17 protein-coding genes and 1 tRNA gene are annotated in these 23,966 nt (G+C 61.7%); 4 read left to right on the plus strand and 14 right to left on the minus strand.

Going from position 1 to position 23,966, the window contains the following annotated elements:
* Positions 1 to 4: 4 nt before the first annotated feature.
* From tatB to ercA, 5 genes are all read right to left on the minus strand, one after another.
* Entirely contained in the window at positions 5 to 265 is a 261-nt protein-coding gene (gene tatB / locus O5O48_RS17510; RefSeq protein WP_266101809.1) for a Sec-independent protein translocase protein TatB, read from the minus strand.
* 27 nt (positions 266 to 292) lie between these two features.
* Positions 293 to 514, minus strand: a complete 222-nt coding sequence (locus O5O48_RS17515; protein WP_228246294.1) for a Sec-independent protein translocase subunit TatA — start codon at positions 512 to 514, stop codon at positions 293 to 295.
* Positions 515 to 616: 102 nt separating this feature from the next.
* Positions 617 to 2,659, minus strand: a complete 2,043-nt coding sequence (locus O5O48_RS17520) for a PhoX family protein (protein ID WP_269687737.1) — start codon at positions 2,657 to 2,659, stop codon at positions 617 to 619.
* Between the two features lie 285 nt (positions 2,660 to 2,944).
* Complete coding sequence (locus tag O5O48_RS17525; RefSeq protein ID WP_269687738.1) at positions 2,945 to 4,690, minus strand: PAS domain-containing hybrid sensor histidine kinase/response regulator; 1,746 nt, start codon at positions 4,688 to 4,690, stop codon at positions 2,945 to 2,947.
* On the minus strand, positions 4,674 to 5,837 hold the full coding sequence (gene ercA, locus O5O48_RS17530) for an alcohol dehydrogenase-like regulatory protein ErcA (protein WP_088276808.1): 1,164 nt from the start codon (positions 5,835 to 5,837) through the stop codon (positions 4,674 to 4,676). Before ercA ends, O5O48_RS17525 begins: the two co-directional genes overlap by 17 nt.
* Positions 5,838 to 6,044: 207 nt before the next feature.
* Here ercA and O5O48_RS17535 point away from each other — a divergent pair, with 207 nt between their 5' ends.
* The 3 genes from O5O48_RS17535 (at position 6,045) to O5O48_RS17545 (ending at position 9,833) form a co-directional block, all read left to right on the plus strand.
* Positions 6,045 to 8,180, plus strand: a complete 2,136-nt coding sequence (locus O5O48_RS17535; protein WP_269687739.1) for a 4Fe-4S binding protein — start codon at positions 6,045 to 6,047, stop codon at positions 8,178 to 8,180.
* Between the two features lie 36 nt (positions 8,181 to 8,216).
* Positions 8,217 to 8,651: a hypothetical protein gene (locus O5O48_RS17540; RefSeq protein ID WP_269687740.1), complete on the plus strand. Its 435-nt coding sequence runs from the start codon at positions 8,217 to 8,219 to the stop codon at positions 8,649 to 8,651.
* A 162-nt stretch (positions 8,652 to 8,813) separates the two neighbouring features.
* Positions 8,814 to 9,833 carry a CNNM domain-containing protein gene (locus tag O5O48_RS17545; RefSeq protein WP_269687741.1) on the plus strand — a complete coding sequence of 340 codons (1,020 nt, stop codon included), beginning with the start codon at positions 8,814 to 8,816 and terminating at the stop codon, positions 9,831 to 9,833.
* A 486-nt stretch (positions 9,834 to 10,319) separates the two neighbouring features.
* On the opposite strand, the gene O5O48_RS17550 is transcribed toward O5O48_RS17545, so the two are convergent.
* The 8 genes from O5O48_RS17550 to O5O48_RS17590 all read right to left on the minus strand — a co-directional run bounded on the left by O5O48_RS17550 (position 10,320) and on the right by O5O48_RS17590 (position 21,679).
* Complete coding sequence (locus O5O48_RS17550; protein WP_269687742.1) at positions 10,320 to 12,335, minus strand: carboxylesterase/lipase family protein; 2,016 nt, start codon at positions 12,333 to 12,335, stop codon at positions 10,320 to 10,322.
* Between the two features lie 451 nt (positions 12,336 to 12,786).
* A complete protein-coding gene (gene katG / locus O5O48_RS17555; RefSeq protein ID WP_434006948.1) occupies positions 12,787 to 14,985 on the minus strand; it encodes a catalase/peroxidase HPI in 2,199 nt (732 codons plus the stop codon).
* Positions 14,986 to 15,205: 220 nt separating this feature from the next.
* A tRNA-Sec gene (locus tag O5O48_RS17560) sits at positions 15,206 to 15,300 on the minus strand.
* 15 nt (positions 15,301 to 15,315) lie between these two features.
* Positions 15,316 to 17,175 (minus strand): selenocysteine-specific translation elongation factor, encoded by a 1,860-nt coding sequence (selB, locus tag O5O48_RS17565; RefSeq protein ID WP_269687743.1) that lies wholly within the window; start codon positions 17,173 to 17,175, stop codon positions 15,316 to 15,318.
* Positions 17,172 to 18,551, minus strand: a complete 1,380-nt coding sequence (gene selA / locus O5O48_RS17570) for an L-seryl-tRNA(Sec) selenium transferase (protein ID WP_269687744.1) — start codon at positions 18,549 to 18,551, stop codon at positions 17,172 to 17,174. Before selA ends, selB begins: the two co-directional genes overlap by 4 nt.
* A gap of 15 nt (positions 18,552 to 18,566) precedes the next feature.
* On the minus strand, positions 18,567 to 19,097 hold the full coding sequence (locus O5O48_RS17735; protein ID WP_276527218.1) for a UGSC family (seleno)protein: 531 nt from the start codon (positions 19,095 to 19,097) through the stop codon (positions 18,567 to 18,569).
* A complete protein-coding gene (locus O5O48_RS17585) occupies positions 19,094 to 20,530 on the minus strand; it encodes a thioredoxin family protein (RefSeq protein ID WP_269687745.1) in 1,437 nt (478 codons plus the stop codon). Before O5O48_RS17585 ends, O5O48_RS17735 begins: the two co-directional genes overlap by 4 nt.
* 126 nt (positions 20,531 to 20,656) lie before the next feature.
* On the minus strand, positions 20,657 to 21,679 hold the full coding sequence (locus O5O48_RS17590) for a DUF2804 domain-containing protein (protein ID WP_269687746.1): 1,023 nt from the start codon (positions 21,677 to 21,679) through the stop codon (positions 20,657 to 20,659).
* A gap of 546 nt (positions 21,680 to 22,225) precedes the next feature.
* On the opposite strand from O5O48_RS17590, the gene O5O48_RS17595 reads away from it, so the two are divergent.
* Positions 22,226 to 22,537 (plus strand): GIY-YIG nuclease family protein, encoded by a 312-nt coding sequence (locus tag O5O48_RS17595; protein ID WP_269687747.1) that lies wholly within the window; start codon positions 22,226 to 22,228, stop codon positions 22,535 to 22,537.
* Between the two features lie 10 nt (positions 22,538 to 22,547).
* Here O5O48_RS17595 and O5O48_RS17600 read toward each other — a convergent pair whose 3' ends face one another.
* Positions 22,548 to 23,915, minus strand: a complete 1,368-nt coding sequence (locus O5O48_RS17600; protein WP_269687748.1) for a diguanylate cyclase — start codon at positions 23,913 to 23,915, stop codon at positions 22,548 to 22,550.
* Positions 23,916 to 23,966: the final 51 nt, after the last annotated feature.

A 23,966-nucleotide genomic window follows, 5' to 3' on the forward strand; every position in this document is an offset into this window, starting at 1 on the left:
GGGCTCAGCCCTGGCGGCGTTCTTCATCTACCGCCAGACGCCGAACAAACTGTTTGACGTTGGTTTGAGCGCGCAGCTCACGAACGTTTTCGGCCAACTCCCTGACCTCATCGGCTGGCAGGCTACCGTCCAGCTCCCGCTGTACGTCAGCCCACAGCCCGCGTACCTTGCCGGTCGCCCGCCCCGCCATACGCACCAGCGAAGGCAGACGTTCGGGGCCGAGTACGATCAGCGCGACTACCCCGACCACCAGCCATTCCGTCATGCCGTTACCGAACATGCGGCACCGGCCTCAGGCGCGCGAGCGCGTTTCGCTGCGCTCGGCAACCTGCTCCTGGACATCCATGGTCAGTGCATCGCGAGCTTCGTCGGTATCGCGCACCGCCTTGCGAAAGCCGCTCAAGGCGCCCCCCAGGTCGCTGCCGATATTACGCAGGCGCTTGGTACCAAACAGCAGCATGACAATTACCAGCACGATCAGCAGAGAGCCGATACTGATTCCACCTACACCCATGATAATTTCTCCATAAAAACCGGGGTCAGCAGCTGCCGACCCCGCAATGATCCAGCATTTTTTCTATCCGGGCAGCGCCGGCAGCGCTGCCTGAATAACGTATCAGCTACCGACAACACCGCCATCGTTCTTCCACACCACGACCGTGGCCGAGCGCGGCGGACGGGTTGCCGGCATGAAGTCCGGCCAGCTGCTGGTGTAGTTGCCGGCAGCAAAGTCGGTGGCGCTGGTGCCCTCACCCGGATGCTGAACATTGATGAACAGCGTCCGCTGGTCCGGGGTCATGGTGATACCGGTGATCTCCTGATCAATCGGTCCGACCAGGAAGCGCTTGAGATCGCCGGTAGTCGGATCGGCAACCAGCATGGCGCAGTTGCCGAAGGGGTCCGTGTAACCGCTGTCCATCTGAATCCAGACGCGGCTGTCGGGGTCAATCCACAGACCATCCGGCGAGCTGAGGATATTGTCTGCGGTCAGCACGTCGCCGTTCGGGTCATAACCGATATTGGTGTCGACGCCGCTCTCGCCGCTGTCGCCGCCAAACAGGAAAATGTCCCAGCTGAAGGTCGTCGCTGCCTGCTCACCACCGTCTTCCTTCCAGCGGATGATATGACCGTGGCGGTTGGTAACCCGCGGGTTGGCTTCGTTGACGTTGCCGGCGTTGCGGCTGGTGTTGTTGGTCAGGGTGAAATAAACATCGCCATTGGCCGGGTCAACCGCGCCCCACTCCGGGCGATCCATCGGGGTAGCGCCCATGAAGTCGGCAGCCAGGCGGGTGTTGACCAGCACGTCGGCCTGACTGGTGAAGCCGTTGGCTTCGTCCAGACCGTTCTGGCCGTAGACCAGCGGCAACCATTCGCCGGTGCCGTCATCATTGAACCTGGCGACATACAGAGTGCCTTCATCCAGCAGGCTGCCATTGGCGGTCGCCGCGTTGTAGTTCGCCGCAGTCACAAACTTGTAGATGTACTCGAAGCGGGAATCGTCGCCCGAGTAGCAGACGACCGGCTTGCCCTCTTCAGCCGGGGCAAAAACCACACCCTCGTGGCCGAAACGGCCCATGGCGGTGCGCTTCTTCGGGTTGCTGGTCGGGTCGAACGGATCGATCTCGACCATCCAGCCGAAGCAGACCGGCTCGTTGCGATAGTCATCCGCGGCGGTTGCACCCTTGATGCTGGCATCGAAGCGGACAAACTCGTCCGCACCGTTGTCAGCCAGTTCCCAGGCATAACGGCTGGTCGCGCCGGTCTGCACACCGTAACGGGAATGCTCGCGCGGGTTATCACCCTTGTTGGTGAAATAGCCGGCCCAGTTCTCCTCGGCGGCCATGTAGGTGCCCCAGGGCGTATAGCCATTACCGCAGTTGTTCAGGGTGCCGCGGGTCATGGTGCCGTTCGGGCTGTAAAGCGTCTTGACGAAATCACTGCCGCGAACCGGACCATGGATCTCCATCGGCGTCAGCGCGGTGATACGGCGGTTCAGCGCATCCGGCTGAACGCTCCACTCGTTGTTGGCACCCTTGACGATGCGGACCACCGATACGCCGTGGGCGTTGGCTTCCTTGCGTACCTGGTCAGCCGGGCGCTCGCCATCAACCAGCGGCGGCAAGGCACTGCTGGTGAGCGCAAGCCCTTGGGCTGCGGCGTGCATCAGGCGGGGTTCGACATACTCGTGATTGAGCACCAGCAGGCCGTCATCGGAACTGCCATCAATCGGGTAAAAATGCATGCCGTCGTGGTGTGAGCCAACCTGCTCGGCCTGATCGGCACCGGTGCTGTTGACCGAAAATGACGGGAAGCTGCCCAGAATCGGCGTACCCCAGGGGATGATCACCTGGTAGCTGTAGCCCTCCGGAACGACAATCTCGTCGGCACTGCTGACAGCAACGGCGGAAAAGCCCAGCAACGGAGCGGGTGATGGCGAGCCGCCATTGTCGTCGCTGCTGGAACTGCTCTTGCAGCCAGCCAGTCCCAGACCGAAAAAGCCCAGGGCAGCCGCACCGGCGCTACCCTTGAGCAGCTGGCGGCGGGCAAGACGGGCCTCCAGCACGCTGGAGAACAGACGGTTCATCTGTCGGTTGCTGAGGGGTTCATCACCCTCACCGTGATCGATGATAACCAACTGGTCACGTTGTTCGATGGACATCGGTTCCTTCCTCTCAGGTTTGGTTTGCTTGGAAACCCGAACAGGATGGCGAGCGAACGTGACAGATCAGGCAATGAACGATGAACTTTCAGCGGCGTTCCGAAGACATGTCCAAGTCTCTTTTATGACAATGCAACACTGCAGAAACAACCATTACAGTTCCATTGCCGGCAGCATGCGGCGACTGTATGCAAGTACGCACGACCGGCTGGTGCCGGCTCCCTCTGGCAGGGTGATACCTGCCAGGCGGCAACAACCTGCCCAACTGCCGGACCTGCGCATAGCCTAGTCATCCTTGCTTAGCAGCTTGCCGAGAGTAGCCCTGAGTTTGCCGGCCTTCAGCGGCTTGTTGAGCACGATGATGTCCATCTCTCGGGCAATCTGCCGACAGGCTTCGCTGCGATCTGCGGTAATCATGATGGCCGGCAGTTCACGGGCATAGCGCGCTCTGAGCGCCGCTACCGCTTCACCGCCGGTGCGGTTGTCATCCAGATGAAAGTCCACCAGCAGCGCATCTGGCGGGTGCGCCCCCAACCGAGCCTGCGCCTGCTCCAGATCGACGGCAGTCAGCACCTCGGCACCCCACTGCTCCAGCAGGCTGCGCATGCTCTGCAGAATGATCTGCTCGTTATCCAATACCAGCAACCGGCGCCCCTGCAGCGGCACCTCGATTGAACTGAGCAGTTGGCTGGCCTGAGCATTGCTTCGCTGAGGGGCAGCGACCGCCAGCGGAATACTGACCGAGAACATCGAGCCCCGGCCCAGGCGTGACTGCACCTCGATGCGGGCATTCAGCAGCCTTGCAATACGATCGACAATCGCCAGTCCCAGCCCGACACCGCGACGCTGGCCGGACCGCTCCACGTCCAGTTGATTGAACTCCTGAAAAATGCGCTTGAAGTCGCTGCGTGCGATACCACGACCAGTGTCCCAAACCTGAATACACAGCTCACTGCCGCGTGTCCGGCAGCCAACCAGCACGCCACCGCGTTCGGTGTAGCGAATGGCGTTGCTGATAAAGTTGCGCAGGATCCGGCTGAGCAGGCGGTAATCGGTACGCACCACCTGATCACCAAAGCGCCCGCGCAGGCCCACTCCGGCGGCCTCAGCTACGCTGCCGAACTCACACAACAGCGGCTCCAGAATGTCGGCTACCGCGCAGTCACCGCAATCGGGCTGCAGATTCGGCTGGTCCAGCCGCGAGATATCCAGCAAGTCGCTGAGCATGTCTTCGGCACTTTCCAGCGCCGTGTGCGAACGCTCGACCAGCAGACCCGCAGCTTCATCCAAGGGGGTCTCACGCAGGGTAGAGATCAGCAACCGCGCGGCATTGAGCGGCTGCAGCAGATCGTGACTGGCCGCTGCCAGATAGCGGTCCTTGCTGCGATTGGCCTGCTCGGCAGCATCTCGCGCCTCGCGCAACTCACCCTGGGTACGCTCGTGCTCGATAATCTCGAAACGCAGGCTTTCGTTCAGCGCCTCCAGCTCCCGGGTGCGCTGCAGGACACGCTGTTCCAGTTCATCGTTCAGTTGCTGCATTGCCTGCTGCGCCTGCTTGCGCTCGGTCACGTCGGCAACAAAGGCTTCAATCACATGGTCGGAAGCGTCAGGGCGCAGCAGAATGTTCATGCGTACGTCCATCAGGCTGCCGTCGGCACGACGCAGCCGGGTTTCATAGCCGGTCAGTTCGCCCTTGCGCAGCAGGTGATTGCGAATGCGCTGGAATTCCTCTGCCCCCTCGATGAAAAACTGCTCGGCCAGCGAGCGCCGGGCATGCACCAGCGCACCGACCGAGTCATAGCCAAGCATCCGCGCCAGCGACTGGTTGGCTGCCCGCAGGCCATCCGTCAGGCTGGCCTGAAAAATCCCGTGCACCGCATTCTCGAACAGCCACTTGTAGCGGTTGCGCTCGTCCTCCAGCTCCTCAAGCCGCGCCAGCAATTCCGGGTAGTAGCTCTTGCGCGAGGACTGCGACCCCAGCCCCAGCAGCCCCGTCAGCACCTCACGGCGCGGATCAGAGGGCTTCGGCATAGACCACCTCGACATCCTGCAGACTGGATTCACGCGGATTGGTCAGGATGCAGGGGTCATCCATCGCGTGCAGCGACAGGGTGCGCAGGTCGCTGGTATCAACGCCATGCATGCGCAGACTCTGGTGAAAGCCCATTGCCTGTTTCAGCTCGATCAGATGTTGAACCAGCCGCTGGCGCACCTGCGGAGTAGTCATTCCGCGGGTATCAATGCCCAGGGTATTGGCGATCACCTTGAAGCGCTCCGGCGCGGCGTCAAAATTGAACGCCACCACATGTTCGACCAGGATCGCGTTGCATAGCCCGTGCGGCAGATCAAGGAAGCCGCCGAGGCTGTGTGACATGGCGTGTACAGCGCCGAGAATGGCGTTGGAAAACGCCAGCCCCGCCTGCAGGCTGCCGAGCATGATCTGCTCGCGCAGGGCAATATCCTGCGGGTTCTGGATCATCTGTACCAGATTACCGTTAAGCAGGCGCATCGCCTCCAGGGCATGAGCGTCGGTCATCGGCCCGCTGCCGGTCGAGACGAAGGCCTCAATGGCGTGCACCATGGCATCGATTCCGGTACAGGCAGACAGGAAGGTGTCCATGGTTGACGTGGTTTCCGGGTCGATCAGCGACACATCCGGCACCACCGCCTTGCTGATGATGGAGAACTTCACCTTCTCCTGCTGATCGGAAATGATCACGAACTGCGACACATCAGCCGAGGTACCGGCGGTGGTCGGAATGCAGATCAGCGGCGGAATCGGCGCACGAATGGTATCGACGCCTTCAAATTCGAGAATATGTCGATCATGCGCCACGGCAATGCCGATGGCCTTGGCGCAGTCGATCGGGCTGCCGCCACCAATGGCGACAATGACGTTGCAGCCTGCAGCCCGGTACACCTCGGCACCATGCATGACCTCTTCGGTGCGCGGATTGGCAGAGACCTGGGTGAACAGGACATAGTCTAGACCCTGCTCCATCAGGCTTTGCTCGACATCGACTACCCAACCGGCGGCCTGCACTCCCGGGTCAGATACCAGCAGCACCTTGCGGGCACCGAAAGTAGAGGCGTAATTGGCGACGGTCTTGCGCGATCCTGCGCCAAAAATAATCTCGGGCGTGACAAACTTGCGCAATTGGCTGACATCGTAGGACATGCTCTGGCATCCGCGTTGTTGTTGTAATGCTGCGTGCTCCAGGGGGCCCCGCAGGCGGTCCCGGCAGACTACCCCAACGAGGCGTTTTTTATAAGCGCCAAGGCGGCGAACTAAGACTGAAGTAGCAACGGCTCGCCCCCTAAGTTGGATGGCTCGCCTGCCCTTGTGCTCGCCAGCATGGGAGCACAACAACAAGGATGAGCCTCCATGTCTGCGCGTCACCCAACGCTCCGTCAGCTTCTGCTGGGCTGTCTGCTTTGCCTGTTGAGCTCAAATCTGCGAGCCGAGAGCCCACCGGCGCCCGGCTGGCAGCAGGCCGTGCAGCACCTGTTTCCCAGTGCCACCCGGTTGATCGAAAAGCAGGGCAGCCCGCCCGTGTATCAGGCATTCCAGCTGGATCAGCTGCTCGGCTACGCCTTTGAGTCAACCGACTACTCCAGCCTGCAGGGCTTTTCCGGTAAGCCGATTCGGCTGCTGATCGGCATGACTCCAGAAGGCAAGCTGACCGGGGTGACCGTGCTGGAGCACCATGAGCCGGTGTTCCTGCATGGTCTGGGAGAACAGGCCCTGTTCGACTTCGCCGGCCAGTACACCGGCCGCAATATCGCCACGCCCATCGTCGTCGGCAGTACCCACGGCGGCAGTGTCGATGGCGATGCGGTGGGTTACATCGACGGCGTCAGCAAGGCCACCGTGTCAGTCGTCATCCTCAACGAAACGGTACTGCAATCGGCGATGACGGTTGCTCGCGCGCTGCTGCCGGAGTTTGCCCAGGGACCACAGGCCGTCGCCCGTCCCGAGCGGTTCGAGCCAATGGACTGGCAGCAGTTGCTGACTCGAGGATTGTTGCAGCAGTGGCAGCTGGATACGCCCGCAGTGGAAGCAGCACTGGGCAACAGCCTCAATCTGTACCCGGGCTTTTCAGACGATAGCGACCTGCCGTTCAGCGAGCTGTACTTTGCCTACCTGAACACCCCGATGACCGGCCGCAACCTGCTCGGCGAGGCAGCCTTCAGTCGTTTGCAAGACGAACTGCTGCCGGGCGAGCAGGCGTTGCTGGTGCTCTCACGCGGCCAGTACCCGCACGTGCCGGAAGACTTTATTCCCGCCACCGCGCCCAGTCGTATCAACCTGCTGCAGCATGGCAAGGCGATCGAGCTGCACGACATGAACTTCAACAACGGCATCCTGCTTCCGTTGCTCGCAGCACCGCCAGGCGACTGGCAGGCCAATATCTTCCGCATCAAAACCCACGCGGCATTCAATCCGGTAGAGCCTGCCGCGCTGCAACTCAACGTTACCCTGCGCCGTAACCCGCTGAGCGAGCAGCAAAGTCACTTCGAAAGGGCGTTGACGCTGGAGCCTGGACTGTTCGAGCTGCAAGAGGCCAGCGCAACCGCAGCGCCCACGCCGATCTGGCTGCAGATGTGGCAGCAACGTGCCTGGCAAATCGGCGCTCTGATGCTGTCGCTGGCGCTGGTCACCGCGCTATTCATCTATCAGCAGCGGGTCAGCCGGCACGCCCGCGGCTTTCATTTGCTGCGCGCCGGTTTCCTGCTGTTCACCCTGCTGTTCATCGGGTTCTACGCCCAGGGCCAGCTCTCGGTGGTCAATATTTTCACCCTGCTGCTCGCGCTCTGGCATGGCTTCGACATCACGGTGTTTCTGATGGACCCGGTGATTTTCATCCTCTGGACCTTTACCTTCATCAGCCTGTTCCTTTGGGGGCGCGGCCTGTTCTGCGGCTGGCTCTGCCCCTTTGGTGCACTGCAGGAGATGGTCAGCTGGCTGGCGAAGAAACTGCACATTCGCCAGTGGAAGATCAGCGAGCACTGGCACCTGCGTCTGCAGTGGCTGAAATACCTCATTCTGGTTGCGCTGATCCCGACCGCTTTCTACTCGCTGACGCTGGCCGAGCGCCTGGCCGAAGTCGAGCCGTTCAAGACCTCGATTACCCTGTTCTTCGTGCGCAGCTGGCCATTTGTGCTCTACGCGGGACTGCTGCTCGGCCTCGGCCTGTTCGTGCACAAGTTCTACTGCCGCTACGCCTGCCCGCTGGGCGCGGGGTTGGCGATCCTCGGACGGCTGCGGCTGTTCTCCTGGCTCACCCGCATCGACGCCTGCGGCAAGCCTTGCCAGCACTGCCACAACAAGTGCGAGATCGGGGCGATCAAACGCAGCGGCGCGATTGATTACGATGAGTGCATCCAGTGCCTTGAATGCATCGTGATACTCAACAACGAAGATCAATGCGTCGCGCAGATCAGCGCGCGCAAGCAGGCGGCACGTTCGCAGCGCGCCGACAACAACATCATCGTCAGCGACTGGGCACCCCAACGCTGAGCTATTGCTCTACCACAACAACAAAAGGACGTAACCATGCACGCTCTTGATCTGAACCACATCCGCTGGAATCAGCTGCCGGGCTTCGAGAACTTCGACTACTGCATTCTCAGTGTCGACCGCCCCAACCAACTGGTCGACGTAGTGTTTCACTTTCACGCCCACGATCCCATCGTGCTGCACCGCCACTGCGCGGTGAACCACACCTTCGTTATTCGCGGCGAGCATCAGCTGTTCCACGCCAACGGCAAACTGAAAGAAAGCCGCCCAACCGGCAGCTACACCATCAGCCAGCCAGACACCACGCCCCACCGCGAGTGCGGCGGCGATGGCGGCACCCTGGTGCTGTTCAGCATCCGCGGTACCGAAGGTGTGATGTACGAAATTCTCGATGACCAACAGAACATCATCGCCGCGCTCGACATGGACACCTTTGAAGCCTTGTTCGCAGCCAACAACGACGCAGCATAACGCCGGTGCCGGATGGCCATGAGCATCCGGCCTGATCTCGCGAACCGGGCACAGATGATGGCACCGGCACCCAGAGACTGGAAACATCCTGAATCAGGCAGACAATTGAGCCGCAAGCAACCGATCGTATACTAGGCACATCATTGGCCACTCAAGATCCCCATGTCCCTGCTGATAGCGTTTGCTGTCCTCTCCATTCTGGTTTCCTTCATCTGTTCCATCCTTGAAGCTGCACTGCTGTCCATGACACCCAGCTTCATTGCCCGGCAAAAGGTCGAACGCCCCAGACTTTATCCCAGACTGAAACAGCTGAAAGAAAACGTCGACCAGCCGCTGGCGGCCATTCTGACCCTCAACACGGTCGCTCACACCGTTGGCGCCACCGGCGTTGGCGCACAGGTGACAATCGTGTTCGGTGATGGCTACCTTGGCGTCGCGTCCGCGATCATGACCCTGCTGATTCTGCTGGGCTCGGAAATCCTGCCCAAGACGCTGGGTGCCCGCTACTGGCCGGCACTGGCACCGCTGATGCCCGGCGTGCTGAACAGCATGATCCTGTTGCTGAAACCGTTCATTCTGCTATCCGATCTGGTCACTCGCAGTCTCGGTGGCAAGACGCCGGAGCATGACTTGCGTGCCGAGATCAAGGCCCTGGCTAGCCTTGGCCAGGAGCTTGAGTCGCTGGACGAGGAAGAACAGCGAATGATCCATAACGTGCTGGATCTGCATACCATCCGCGCCCGCGACGTCATGACCCCGCGTACGGTCAGCGAAACTCTGAGTCCGGAGCTGACGGTTGCGCAGGCGCGCCAGCGCGTCCAGCACGGCCAGTTCTCGCGTTATCCGGTGCTCGACGAGAACGAAACCCCGCTGGGTGTGCTGTTTCGCGTAGACCTGCTGGCAACCGATGACCGCGAGGCTCTGGTATCCAGCCTGATGAAGCCGGTCAAGGTCGTTCAGGACAGCCAGAATATCGAGGCCCTGATGACCCAGATGCTCAAGGAGCAACAGCACCTGTGTCTGGTCTATGACGAGTTCGGCAGCTGGTGCGGACTGGTGACCATGGAAGACATCATCGAGACGCTGATCGGTCGTCCGATCCTCGATGAAACCGACGAGATTCCCAACATGCGTCGTCTGGCACGCAGGTTGTGGGAGCACCGACTGAAGGCAGCTGGGTAAACGGTTCATCTCGGGTGAGCATGGGAGCTGCCCCAAGGCTGGCAGCGTTAAAACGCCGACTTGGCCAGGCGCAGGTGGCAGAACCATTTCCTGCGCTGATGTTGAGTCAGTATTTCGCCTTCACGGCGAGCCAAAGGGGGCCGCTTGCCCGGCCCCCCAAGGGCACCCGGCTACGCGGCCCTGCGGGTTCGCTGCGTTGCTCGGCTTGGCAGGGGCCGGCAGAACTCGGCTCTGTGAGCCTCAAACAGGCTGCCGTTCTGTTTCCTGCCAATCCTGTGCTACTCGCCCGCGTAAACGGGACGAACCCGAGTGCACACTCAATCACTGGAGCATTCGGCCGACCGCATTGGCGGAATATTCTGTAGCGTTGCCCGATTTTATGGGCAGAACAAAAAAAACCGGTACCCACCAACGCGGGTACCGGTTCAGGCCATCTGGCCAGAAGGGCTGCTCTCGCAGCCCACGCACGATACAAGAAGCTGTCGATCAGGGCGCCTCGGCTACCCCCGTTGTCATCGCCGCGACACCGTTGTTGCCATGCTCCATCAGGGCATCGTTTTCCAGACTGTAGGGCGTCCACGCGAGCGACTCGGTGCTAGGATCGCCTGTGCGGGCGAAGTTGCTCCACTGGGTCATCAGCAAGTCGGCCATTGCCGAGTCCTGCATACCCCAGCGCATGGAGGCATAGATATCCGCTGTGTCGCCCTGGGTCCCGGTCACACCGTTGTTGTTCAGGTCACCAATCTGCGGCCGGGTATAGGCGTCGGTCAGTACCAGCCCGAGCAGATAGTTCTGCACCATACCGGCCGGATAATTGAACAGGTACGGCAGCTCGCAGCCATGGCAACTGCTCAGCCCCAGATCATCCCAACCCGGCGGCACCCGACTGAAGCGATAGATGTACTGATTGGACTGATACTCGGCGCTGCGCTGCTGCAACCAGATCGGCAAGGCGGCACGAATCGTGGTGTAGTCGCCGTTGGTCACCCCGGCCATCAGCGGCACATCGCTGGGCATGCCCTGCTGCACATTCCCGTAATAGGTGTTGGGCAGGTAGTAATTGTCCGAGTTGGGCCGATAGGTCTCTCGACGGATGTTGTTGTCCAGGTCTGCCTGGGCAAAGGCCGTCCAGGGCAGCGCCCGCGCCTGTTCCAGAGTGGTGACCCCGGCCCGCTCGAACAGTGCCTCACCAATGGCCTCCGACACCCCCAGCGAATCGGCCGGCGAGCTTTCCGTTTCCAGCGGCGCAACGCCACTCTGCACAATCGCCTTATGGAACAGCCCGACCGCCTGCGGCGAGTTCATCAGCGAGTAGACCTTACCGCCACCACCGGACTGGCCGAAGATGGTGACATTGCCTGGGTCTCCGCCAAACGCAGCGATATTGTCGCGAATCCATTCCAGCGCCATGACCAGATCCATCTGGCCATAATTGCCGGAGCCACCGTACCCACTCTCTGCGCTCAGCAGCGGATGGGCGATGTAGCCGAATGGCCCGAGGCGGTGGTTGACGCTGACCTGCACCACGCCCTTGGTTACCAGCCCGTTGGGGTTGTTGTACTGCGGCGAGTTGGCCGACAGGATGGCGAACGAGCCACCATGGAACCAGACCATGACCGGCAGCCCCTCGGCATCCTTGGGTGCGGTGATATTGAGGTAGAGCGAGTCTTCGCTCATGCCGCCCTCATTGACTCGCTCCAGGTTGAAATCCTGGGCCGACTGATCCGCCCAGGACGTCGCTTCACGCACACCCTCCCAGGGCTCGGCCGGCTGTGGCGGGCGCCAGCGCAACTCGCCCAGCGGCGGTTTGGCGTAGGGCACGCCGAGGAACTGCCAGGTCGAGGCATTGGCCTCAAAGCCGCGCAGCATGCCGCCGGTTATCTCGATTTCAACCCGAGGGCCCGTCGAACGCTGAAAATGCGCCAACGCATCGGCGGTATCGACAACCTTGCGGGCACGGGGATCGGTATCGGTAAAGGCACCGACGTCATCCAGTCGCTCCAGCATGGCCGTCAGGCTATTGCGGAAGTCGGCGCTGGGCTGATCAAAGTTGATATTGCCGGCGTTGAACGAGACTTCCTGGCGGATCTCGTGGGTGATCTGGATGCCATTGTTCAGATTGCCGTCGGCGTCCAGTGTCTGCAGCAGAATCAGCATATTGTTGACCCGAGGGTCAGATGCGTCGGTTGCCCCCTGAATAATACTCAGCGGTGTCATCACTTCTGCACCGACAGCTGCCCCCAGCACCAGGTCACCAATGGAGAAGGTAACCGTTTCGCCCGGGCGATAGCGGAAGGTTCCGGTGTCACTGGTTGTACCAGTGTTGCCGCCTGCACTGTAGTCAAGACCTGCCACGTGGCTGTCCACAAAGGTGCCGGTGCGACGTTCATCGTCACTCCCGCCGCCGCCACCAAGACAGCCGGCCAGCGGCAAGGTAATTGCCATCAGGGATATGCTCAGATAGCTGAGACGCTTGGGAGGTGTTGCAATACCGGGGTTCATGCTGCTCTCCGTTTTATTGTTGTAAGAAGCCAAGCAAGAGAAATGACTTGCTGGTCACCCTCCGCTCCGGCTGAGCATAGGCAGACTTGCAAGGCACAACAACGGAAAAATGAATGATCATTCGCAGCGATACGGCGACTCATTTTCGAGACATCAATCCTCTCCGTCTCGGCCAGTGCTTCCCCTCTCATGTCACGGCAGATAAGCCTATTAAATGGAGCGAACATTCATTCTTAATGAAAAACAGTCATCTATGAACGCTCGACCCCACGTCCCCATCACCACCGGCGCTTCCCGGAAGAGGCCTTTAGCGAGACAGAACACCATGACCAAACAACTGCACAGCAACCCTGTTGAGCAATATTCACCGCGCTGATGGCAGCAAACGCGAGCGCAGAAACGCCACGGGCGCCATGCGGCGCCCGTGGGTTGGAGGGGTAAAACGGGTGAATCAGGTCAGGTCGAAACGATCTGCGTTCATCACCTTGTTCCACGCTGCAACGAAGTCGGTCACGAACTTCGCCTTGGCGTCATCCTGGGCATAGGCCTCCGCCAGCGCCCGCAGCTGCGAGTTGGAGCCGAACACCAGATCCACTCGGGTACCGGTCCACTTCACCGCGCCGGTGTTGCGGCAACGGCCTTCAAACACATCGGCATCGTCCGAGGTCGGGAACCAGGCAGTGCTCATGTCGACCAGATTGACGAAGAAGTCATTGGTCAACGCACCCGGGGTGCTGGTAAACACGCCGTGCTTGCTGCCACCGTGGTTGGCGCCAAGAACCCGCAGGCCACCGACCAGTACAGTCATCTCCGGCGCACTCAAGCCGAGCAACTGCGCCTTGTCGACCAGCATCTCCTCGTCCGAGACAGTGAACTTGGTCCGGCGGTAATTACGGAAACCATCAGCCTCGGGTTTGAGCGGCTCGAACGACTCGGCATCGGTCTGCTCGTCGGTAGCGTCGGTACGACCCGGCGCGAAGGGTACGGTCACACTGTGCCCTGCATCCTGCGCCGCTTTCTCGATAGCCGCCGCACCGCCCAGCACAATCAGATCTGCCAGCGAGACCTTCTTGGCACCAGCCGCGTTGAAATCGGCCTGGATACCTTCGAGGACCTTGAGCACCTTGGCCAGTTGCTGAGGCTGGTTGGCTTCCCAGTCTTTCTGCGGCGCCAGACGAATACGTGCACCGTTGGCCCCACCACGCTTGTCGGAGTCACGGTAGGTTGAGGCTGACGCCCAGGCAGTCGACACCAGTTCGGCAACGCTCAGACCCGAACCCAGCAACTTGGCTTTCAGGGCGGTGATGTCCTGCGCATCGATCAGCGGGTGATCTACTGCCGGCACCGGGTCCTGCCAGATCAGGTCTTCAGCCGGGACTTCGCTGCCCAGGTAACGTACTTTCGGGCCCATGTCGCGGTGGGTGAGCTTGAACCAGGCACGGGCGAAGGCATCGGCAAACTCGTCCGGATTCTTGTGGAAGTGTTCAGCGATCTTGCGGTACTCGGGATCCTCGCGCATCGCCATGTCGGCGGTAGTCATCATGATACCGACCTTCTTGCTGGGATCCTCGACATCCGGCGCGTGGTCTTCGGGCGCCAGATTCTTTGGCACCCACTGCCAGGCACCCGCTGGGCTCTTGGTCAGCTCCCAGTCGTAACCCAACAGCACATCCAGGTAGCCCATATCCCATTTGATCGGATTGGGTGTCCAGGACCCTTCCAGACCACTGGTGATGGTATCGCGGCCCTTGCCGCTGCCGAAGCTGCTCTTCCAGCCGAAGCCCTGCTCTTCAATGCCTGCTGCTTCCGGCTCTGCGCCGACGTGGGCAGCATCACCTGCACCATGGACCTTACCGAAGGTGTGGCCGCCGGCGGTCAGTGCCACGGTTTCGTAATCGTTCATTGCCATGCGAGCAAAGGTTTCGCGAATGTCGCGAGCCGACGCCAGCGGATCAGGATTGCCATCCGGGCCTTCCGGGTTCACATAGATCAGCCCCATCTGAACCGCAGCCAGCGGGTTTTCCAGATTACGGTCACCGGAATAACGGCTATTGGGCTTATCGCTGGTGGCCAACCACTCGTCCTCTGCACCCCAGTAGATATCCTCCTCGGGAGCCCAGATATCGGCGCGACCGCCACCAAAGCCGAAGGTCTTGAAGCCCATGGTCTCCAGTGCCACGTTACCGGCGAGAATGTACAGATCAGCCCAGGACAACTTGCTGCCATACTTCTTCTTCACCGGCCACAACAGGCGGCGAGCCTTATCCAGGTTGGCGTTATCCGGCCAGCTGTTGATGGGAGCAAAGCGCTGGTTGCCAGTAGAAGCACCGCCACGGCCATCAGCAGTACGGTAAGTACCAGCAGAGTGCCAAGCCATGCGGATCATAAACGGACCATAGTGACCGTAGTCTGCCGGCCACCAGTCTTGGGAGTCAGTCATTACCGCTGCCAGATCTTTCTTGACCTCAGCCAAATCGAGCTTTTTGAATTCGGTGGCATAATCGAACTCACCGCCCATCGGGTCCGATTTCGGGTTGTGCTGGTGCAAGATGGCAAGGTTGAGCTGGTTAGGCCACCACTCTTTGTTCATCTTGAGCCGAGTATTGGACCCATGCATTACCGGGCATCCGCCAGTCTTCTTGTCAGTCATGTCAGTCTCCGCTCTTGTTTGGGTGTCATATCGCAGGATCGGAGGGAGTCAGTCTGCTGAGCGCCTGGGAACCTGCAACCTGCAAGTAAGTTAAGCACGGAGCCGGAATAGCGCCATTAACTTAAATCAAAGCATTCAATAGGCTTTGACTATAAAAACACCCCAAGCGATGTTTTAACGCCATCGCGCTGGCGCATCAGCATCGGGTTGTGCCGAATAATGGCGGAAGGACATGGGAGTCGAACCCACCAGACGCGCGTTGCGCATCTCACCGGAGTTGAAGTCCGGGCGCCCCACCGGGGACGATGTCCATCCATTGCAGCGGCAGGCTCAGCCTGCCGCCAGGAAACGTTGCTCACGCACGAAGCGCGTCACGCCCGCGCGATCCAGATACTCCAGCACCTGAATGGTCAGGTTGCGGCCAATACCCGAGGCATCGCGGTACTCGGCGGCGTTAAAACTGCCGGACGGCGAGTCTGCCACCAACTGCCGTGCGACCGCTACCAAGCCTTCCACCTGTGATGGCAGGTAATAACGGTTGGGTGCTACGGCCACCAGTTCACCCGCTCGCTGCATGCGCTGCAAGAACGCTTTAAGCACATCAAGCTCGATACCCAGCGCGGTGGCCAGCTCGCCAACAATCGGCGGCCGCAGCCCGCCCGGTACCAGCTCGGCAGCCACCCGCGCCAGCAGGTCGGCATCGCCCGCCTGCAGCTGCGGCCGGTGATCTGGCAAATGCAGCGACCAGGCGGTGCGCTGCAACCGCCCCTCGGCCTGCCAGCGTTGCAGCAATTGACGCGCCACCGGCAACGGCAGTTGCAGGCAGCCGACCAGCCCGAGCTGCCCCTCCCCCGGGCCGAGCAATTCGGGATGCTGCTGATGCCAGTCGGCCAGACGCTCGGCCAGACGCTGCCAGCGTGCTTCGATGGCCTCGGCAGTCAGCGCGACCCGCTGACCGGCCGCCGCCAGCACGATCAGGCCCTCAGCCGGCAGCAGCTGCTCGAGCTGGTCAGCGGACAGATTCAGTTTCAGCGCCAGTTCCGGCAACGCTACCGCGCCCTGTCGCAGCGCTGCGGCCAGCACCTCACCCGCTGTGCTGGCGGCCGCCCAGGCTGACAGCCAAGCCAGCCGCTGCGGATGACTGCGGCCACGGCGCATACCCTGCGGGTCCAGCACCCGGCCGCCGCCCAGCGTGGTGTTCGCCGCCGGATCGCGAATGATAAAACGATCGCCCCAAACCGCCGCCACCGGCTGCTCCAGCATCAGCTGCGCCAGACCGGCCGCTTCATCCAGCAGCACCACCCGCACCGAATGGATCGCCGTACCCAGATGCAGTTGCAGCACGCCCCGGTGCCAATGGCTGTCCGGCAATTGTGCAAGAGACACGTCCAGCCGATCACTCAGCGGCAGGACCTGCTCGCTCAGCCAATCACCACGCTGGGGCTGGTCAGCCGAGACTGCACCAGCCAAATTGAGGGCGCAGCGTTGCCCGGCTTTAACCTCAACGACCTCACTGGACGCCCGCTGCAGGCTGCGCACCCGCACCTCCTGCCCATGCAGCCAGAGCGTCTGGCCCAGCTGCAGCCGCCCGCTGACCAGCGTGCCGGTCACCACACAGCCCGCCCCGGCGATACTGAAGCGCCGGTCGATCATAAAGCGCGCCGGGCTGTCGCTTGGCCACACCTCACGCTGTTCCGCCTGTTGCTGCAGCGCCTGACGCAGCGCGTCAATGCCCTGCCCGCTGGTGCTGGAAACCCGCCATACCTCCGCATTGGACCAACCCGCATCGGCGGCCAGCGCCTGCACCTGCTCAGCGACCCGCTGCTGTTGAGCAGCATCCACCAGATCACAACGGCTGATCACCAACCCCAACTCACGCACACCCAGTAGCTGCAAAATCGCCAGATGCTCGCGGGTTTGCGGCATCACGCCGTCATCGGCCGCCACTACCAGCAGTGCCATATCCACCCCGGCAACCCCCGTCAGCATGGTGCCGATAAAGCGCTCATGGCCGGGCACATCGATAAAGCCCAGCGGCTCGCCGCTTTCGCTCGGCAGCCAGGCAAACCCCAGCTCGATGGTCAGCCCGCGGCGCTTTTCTTCGGCCAGCCGGTCGGTATCTACCCCGGTCAGGGCGCGAATCAATGAGGTCTTGCCGTGGTCAACGTGCCCGGCGGTGGCAATGATCACCCGGCCGCTCCCAGCGCGACACGCAGCTCTTGCGGGTCTTCCAGACAGCGGCAATCGAGCAACAGACTGTCGTCGGCAATCCGGCCAATCACCGGCTGAGGCAGCCCACGCAGGCGCTCGGCCAATTCACGCAGCGCACGACTGCGCTCACGCCGATTGGCGCTGGTGCCGCACACACGCAGCGCGGCGCTGGGCAGCACGTCGAGCGGCAGCGAACCGGAGCCGATCTGACTGCTTACCGCGCAGACATCCACCGTAAAACCATCCCCCGCCCACTGCTGCAGATCAGGCAACACAGCGTCGCAGGTCTGGCGTATCGACTCGGCGCTGCGGGTCAGCAGCCGCAGGGTCGGCACCCGCTGCACCAGGGTGTCCGGGTCGGCATACAAGCGCAGCACCGCTTCCAGTGCGGCGAGGGTCAGCTTGTCGCAGCGCAGCGCACGCTTCAGCGGGCTCTTGCGGATGCGCGCGATCAGGTCCGCACGGCCAGCGATGATGCCGGCCTGCGGCCCGCCGAGCAGTTTGTCGCCACTGAAGGTGACCACATCGACGCCTTCGGCCAGCACCTGCGCGACCACCGGTTCGGCGGGCAGACCCAGCGCCTGCAGATCGATCAGCGAGCCGCTGCCCAGATCCACCGCCAGCGGCACCTGATGCTCACGGGCAATCGCTGCCAGCTGCGCCTCGTTGAGCGCGGTGCTGAAGCCTTCGATGCGGTAGTTGCTGGTGTGCGCCTTGAGCAGCAGCGCGGTACGCGGGCCAACGGCTTCGCTGTAGTCGCGCGGGTGGGTGCGGTTGGTGGCGCCAACCTCGCGCAGCTTGCAGCCGGCGCGGGCCATGATGTCCGGCAGACGGAAGGAGCCGCCGATTTCGATCAGCTCACCGCGCGAGACCACCACCTCGCGGCGGTTCGCCAGCGCGTTGAGCACCAGCAGCACGGCAGCGGCGTTGTTGTTGACCACCGTCGCGGCTTCCGCGCCGGTCAGGCGGCAGATCCACTGCTCGACATGATCATCACGGTCGCCACGCTGACCGCTGGCCAGATCGAACTCCAGATTGCTCGCGCCGAGGGCGACCGCATTCATCGCCGCCACCGCTTCCGGCGGCAAGGGCGCGCGGCCCAGATTGGTATGCAGCACCGTCCCGGTCAGGTTCAGCACCGGTCGCATGGACGGCGCCAGCGTCGCCAGCAGGTGCTGACGCAGCCAGTGCACCAGTGCCTCGTCGTCGCTGATCTCGCCGCCGCGCCACAGCTGCAGCGCGGCACGCACACCATCAACCACCAGTGCGCGGCCGTGATCGGCAATCAGTTGCTGCACCAGCGGCCAGGTCAGTACCCGGTCGACCGCGGGTGGTCGGTTAAAGGTGGCCGTCATGCGACCACCCTTGGCTCAGTCTGCGTCGCCGCTTTGCAGCAGGCGCAGAATCTCTGCCAGCGCGCCATCGGCAAGCGCGCGCATTTCATCGTCGGTGCGGTCCTGAATCGGATGCGGAACAAAGACCATGGCCGGATCAAAGCCAAGAGCCTTCGACTGCAACGCCGCGGCCTGTACAAATTCACTGGAGGCAACCCCTACTCCCGGGATCTGACGTGACTCCAGGTCTGCGATGTCATGCATACAGCACGACGTGCAAGACCCTCAGTCGGCCAGACCTTCCACCAGCAGATCCACCTCGGCGGCCATCTGCTGTTTGAGTTCGGTTGGGGCAATGCGGGTGAAGGTCGGCTTGTTATAGCGCTTCACTGCAATACCCATGGCTGCCAGCTGCTCCTCGATACGGTCGAGGAAGACATTGCCGCGTGGCTTGGAAATGTCGAGCAGACCGACCACCTTGCCTTCAAGGCTGGCGGGACGGGCCAGACGCGCACGCTGCGCCGGCGCCCGTTCCGCGGTCGGATCGAGCACAATGCTGTGGTTCATGACGTTACCTCACGTGTTACCGGAGACGAACCGACCGGACCTGAAGCGGCCCAGCCGGCAATAATGGCGGAGAACAGGCCGGCGGTGCCGCCAGCCCTGACGATCAACAGCCCGCCCGGACGAAACTTGGGCACCTGCTGATCCTTGAAACGCGCCGGAATACCTTCAGCGATGCCCCCGGCACCGGCTACCAGTTCTGCTCCGGGCGCCAGCAGCAGCCGTTCGAGCTCTTCGCGCAGCCGCTGCTTCGACCAGCCGGCCTCGATAAAGACCCGCGCATGCTCGGGCGACACCACCAGCACCGCGTCACCGGCCATCGCCAGCTTGGCGTGGTCCACCGTGCGCAGCGACAGGGCAAAGGAGCGCGCCAGCGATTCGGGGTCGCGCGACTTCTGATCGACGATGCCCTGCACGCCCTCACCGGGGAACAGGGTCACCGCCGAGCGCCCGGCCTCAACGCCGCGCTCCTGCGCCAGCGGCAGCCAGTCGGCGTCTTCGGCCTCGGCGAAACAGAAACTGTACTTGCCGGGATTGCCCAGGGTTGCGCGGTCAATCTCGCCCGGCCGACCACCGCCGACATTGCGAATGAGCAGTTGCAGCGCGCGGCCAATGGTGGCGTTGGCGCGGTTGCCCTGCCCCAGCGCGTTGACGCCGGAATTCATGCCGATGGCGCGGGCGGCGGGGCCGTTGACCACGATCATCGGGCTGCCGAACATGGTGGTGCAGACCAGGCCGTGTAGGCCGAATTCATCGGTCAGTGCCGCTTCCAGCGCGGCCAGCAGCACCGGCATGTATTCCGGCTTGCAGCCGGCCAGCACCGCGTTGATCGCGACCTTCTCGACGGTCACCGGCACCAGATCCGGCGGCATCAGCCCGACCACCTCGTCGGGCTTGCGGCTGGTGCCCTTGAGCATGCGCAGCACCCGCACCGGTGTCGGCGGCACCACCGGCAAGCCATCGCTCCAACCACGCTCGAAGCAGGCTTCCATCGGGTCTTCGGCGCTGCCCATGTCGATCTCGCGCGACTGCAGGCGAATATCACCAAAGGCCAGTTCCAGCTCTTCGCTGATACCCGGCTCCAGCGTCTTCGAGCCACAGCCAGGGCGCATCACCGGCAGCGCCTCGCCCAGCTCGGCCAGGCCGGTCAGCTGTCGCCAGTCTTCCTTGTGCCAGCCGTAGGTGCGCTCGACTTCCACGCCGTTCTCGACCCGAATCAGCGTCGGCACAAACTCGATGCCAAGGTGGAAGGAGTGTTCGAGCGTCTTGTCGTACAGGGAGGATGGCAGGTCGGCGGCATACTCGGCCGAATCCTGCGCGTAGACAGTCAGCGGCCCGGCCTGGGCAATCTCGGCCAGCAGCGGCTCGACCAGTCGACAGGTCGGGCAGTCAGCCTTGGCGACGACGATCAAGCCGTCGGGAAGTGCAGGTTTCATGGGCAGCCCTTTGAGGGTCTTGTGTCTCGATTAGCAGACAGAATAGGCAGGCTGCCGTCCAATTCCAACCACCGACCGCCGTCATGGATGCGCTGATTGAAGGGGTATCAATACAAGCGAAGCAGCTCACCAACGCGCGTAATGATCCTCTACCAGCCCCCAGGCACCATCCAGCGTCAGCGTCTCCCCGGTAATCCGCAACTCGCCGCTGAATTGGCCGAAGTGCTGCTTAAAATTGGACGCCAGCAACAGTGCATTGAGCTTTTCCTGACGGGTGCCAGCCGGCTCGAACTGCAGGTCAACCTGCCCGTCCGCCGAGCGCAGCTGCCAGGGCGCCAGCGGCTTGGCGCGGTCAAATTGAAAGTCGACCATGTCGACCTTGATCAGTTGATCGTCAAGCCAGATGCCGTTCTCGGTAAAGCCGGTTTCGTTGACCCCGGCCGCCAGGTTAAAGCCGAGGCGCCTACCGTCAGGCAAGCGGCAGGACAGACTGCCCCAGTTCCAGAATGTTTCCCGGCGCATAAAGCCCGTGGTCCAGTCGACTGCCGCCAGCGCGCCGAGCTGGCGCAGATCAAACTGCTGCCCGCGCCAGCTGACGCTGCCGGTGCAGACCCGCGCGGCGGTCTTGCGGGTGAATACCCAGCCCGTATATCCGGCCCGGGTGCAAATCGACAAAGGCTGCTGACTCGCCCCCTCGTCAATCCGCGCATCGATGCGGGTGCCGTCGGCCAGCTCGACCAGCAACTGACGCACGCCGGCTTCGCCAGCAGCATCCACAGTGATTCGGTTACGCCCTTTCTCGAATACCGCCCGACCGCTGCCAGGCCGTGAGTCGAACGTCGTGCCGCGGGCCAGCGGCTGGAGAAAGCTGAACTCGTCGAAGCGCCGGGTGTGTGGATCAAACAGGTAGACGAAGGCACTGCTGACCAGCTTCAGATCGACAATCGCCACGCCAACAATCAGTTCCGAGCTAAGCAGGCTGATGAACTGAAACTGGTTCGCGCCAAACCGCCGCGCCAGCTGCGAACGCGGCTTGTCCATCACCGTGCGCAGGTCAAAGTCCTGGTAGTTGATCTCCTCCACCCCGTCGGGGAAGAGGCCATAGCAGGGCTGACCGGATGCGTCGATCAGGCGGGGTAATGCGGGCATTGGTGTGCTCTCTTGTTATTGGCAGAACCGAGCTCGACGAGCTGCACTCAGTAAAGCAGATGCTGCGTGCCAACCCTATCGCATTGACGGAAAAGTGCCAGAGCCATTGGTGATTGGGCAATGGATACTGCGCTAACGCGAACCCGCAACTGGATCCCTGCCTGCGCAGGGATGACGAGGTTTATGTATCGGCATTTCCAAAGCCACGCTCCGGAGTTGGCCAGACGAAAGCGGCATTTAGAGTGGAGCCTCCCACGGCAATCCAAACCTCCACGTCATCCCTGCGCAGGCAGGGATCCAGTCACGCAAAGGCATCAGACATCATAGACCCACTGCCATACCAAGAGGCGCACCCAAGGGATGACGAGGTTTATGTATCGGCATTTCCAAAGCCACGCTCCGGAGTTGGCCAGACGAAAGCGGCATGTAGAGTGGAGCCTCCCACGGCAATCCAAACCTCCACGTCATCCCTGCGCAGGCAGGGATCCAGTCACGCAAAGGCATCAGACAACATAGACCCACTGCCATACCAAGAGGCGCACCCAAATGACCAAACAACCCTGCGTCTACATCCTCGCCAGCCAACGCAATGGCACCCTGTACGTCGGCGTCACCAGCAACCTGCTCAAGCGTATCTGGGAACACAGGAACGGCGTGATCAGTGGTTTCACCCAGCGTTACCGAATCCACCAGCTGGTGTACTTCGAGCAAGCCGCCGACATGCTCAGCGCCATCAGCCGCGAGAAGCAGCTGAAGCGCTGGAAACGACAGTGGAAAATCAACCTGATCGAGCAGAGCAATCCTGCTTGGGATGATCTCTACACCAGACTCGCAGCCCCCGGGCAGGAGCGCTGCTGAGCGAACGGGTTTATTCGACCACCACTACCCGATTGCGGCCGCTGTGCTTGGCCTGATAAAGACCATCGTCGGCACGGCGCATCAACTGCTGATAGTCCGGGTGACCATTGAAACAGGCAACGCCGATACTCAGCGTGATGTTGAGCGTCCGATCCTGCGGCAGACGGAAGACTTCCTGCTCGACACCGCGGCGCAACTTCTCGGCCACGCGACGCGCGCCATCCAGTCCGGTATCGACCAGCAGCATGAGAAACTCCTCGCCACCCAGACGGAACAGGTAATCCCCGGCACGACTGCTGTTGATCAACAGCGAGGCCAACTGCTGCAGCACCCGATCCCCGGCCTCGTGGCCGTAACTGTCGTTGATCTGCTTGAAGTAATCGATATCCAGCGCCAGCACGGAAAATGGCGTACCGTGACTGCGGGCATGACTGACCTGACGGGTCAGCACTACCGGCAAGAACTTGCGATTGAGCAGGCGGGTCAGCACGTCACGCCCGGCCTCCAGCTCATTGTTCTGCTCGAACAGGTGATCCAGGCTGAACCGGATTGCCTTCACCGTTTCCCGCAATTCACGCAGGCGCGCGATGCGCTCGGCCGGGTCCTGGTCGAACAGCGGCAGGATCACATCGTCAATCCGCTCCATCGCATCAAGAATCTGCTGAGCCTCGGGCGCGCCCTCAAACGCATGGGCGCCCTTATGCCGGAACCACAGGCCAAACTCGGAGGCGAGAATACGCGGCAGATGTTCACCGCTCTGGCCAACGGCCTGATCGAACATCAACTGATTCTCCCAGTCGAACAGCGCTGCGCGTTGACGTTCCTTTTCAGTAGCAATGTTCTGGGTGACCGAAAACAGGCGATAGGCTTCTTCATTACGCGAGTTACGATCGTGCGAGGCGGAATAGGCGTGGCTCATGATCTCCATCGCCAGATCCACGGTGTCCGACATCAGTCGCGCCGCATCCAGGTGCTCGCGCTCCGACAACTCGCAATCCTCCTGCAACAGGCTGATAAAGCGGTCCTTGAGACAACGCGCACCACGCAGCACCAGGTGCACGGGGATATCAATGCGGGCATGAACCTCACCTACTTTCTTCTGCTCGGCAATGATTCGTGCCAGCGCGACCTCATCCTCACTGTCAAACAACCCTTCCAGCCAACGACGCATGGACAGACTCAGGCGGCCCTGAACCTGATCATGCGAGAGAAAAAGCGACGCAGCCGGATCGGCCATCATCTCCGAGTAGAAGGTTTCGGTCAGATCAACAGCATGACGAATGCAGAACTCCAGTACAAAGCGACGACTCTGCTGACTGAACTTCTGGTTTAACAGCCCCCATTCCTGTGAAAGCTGCTCAACGGACAAGCGCGGCATTGACAAACACCTCAAAATGACTAGCCGGCGATTGTTTCACGCCCGCGCGCT

This window comes from Halopseudomonas sp. MFKK-1 (genome assembly GCF_027474385.1).
Lineage (GTDB): Bacteria > Pseudomonadota > Gammaproteobacteria > Pseudomonadales > Pseudomonadaceae > Halopseudomonas > Halopseudomonas aestusnigri.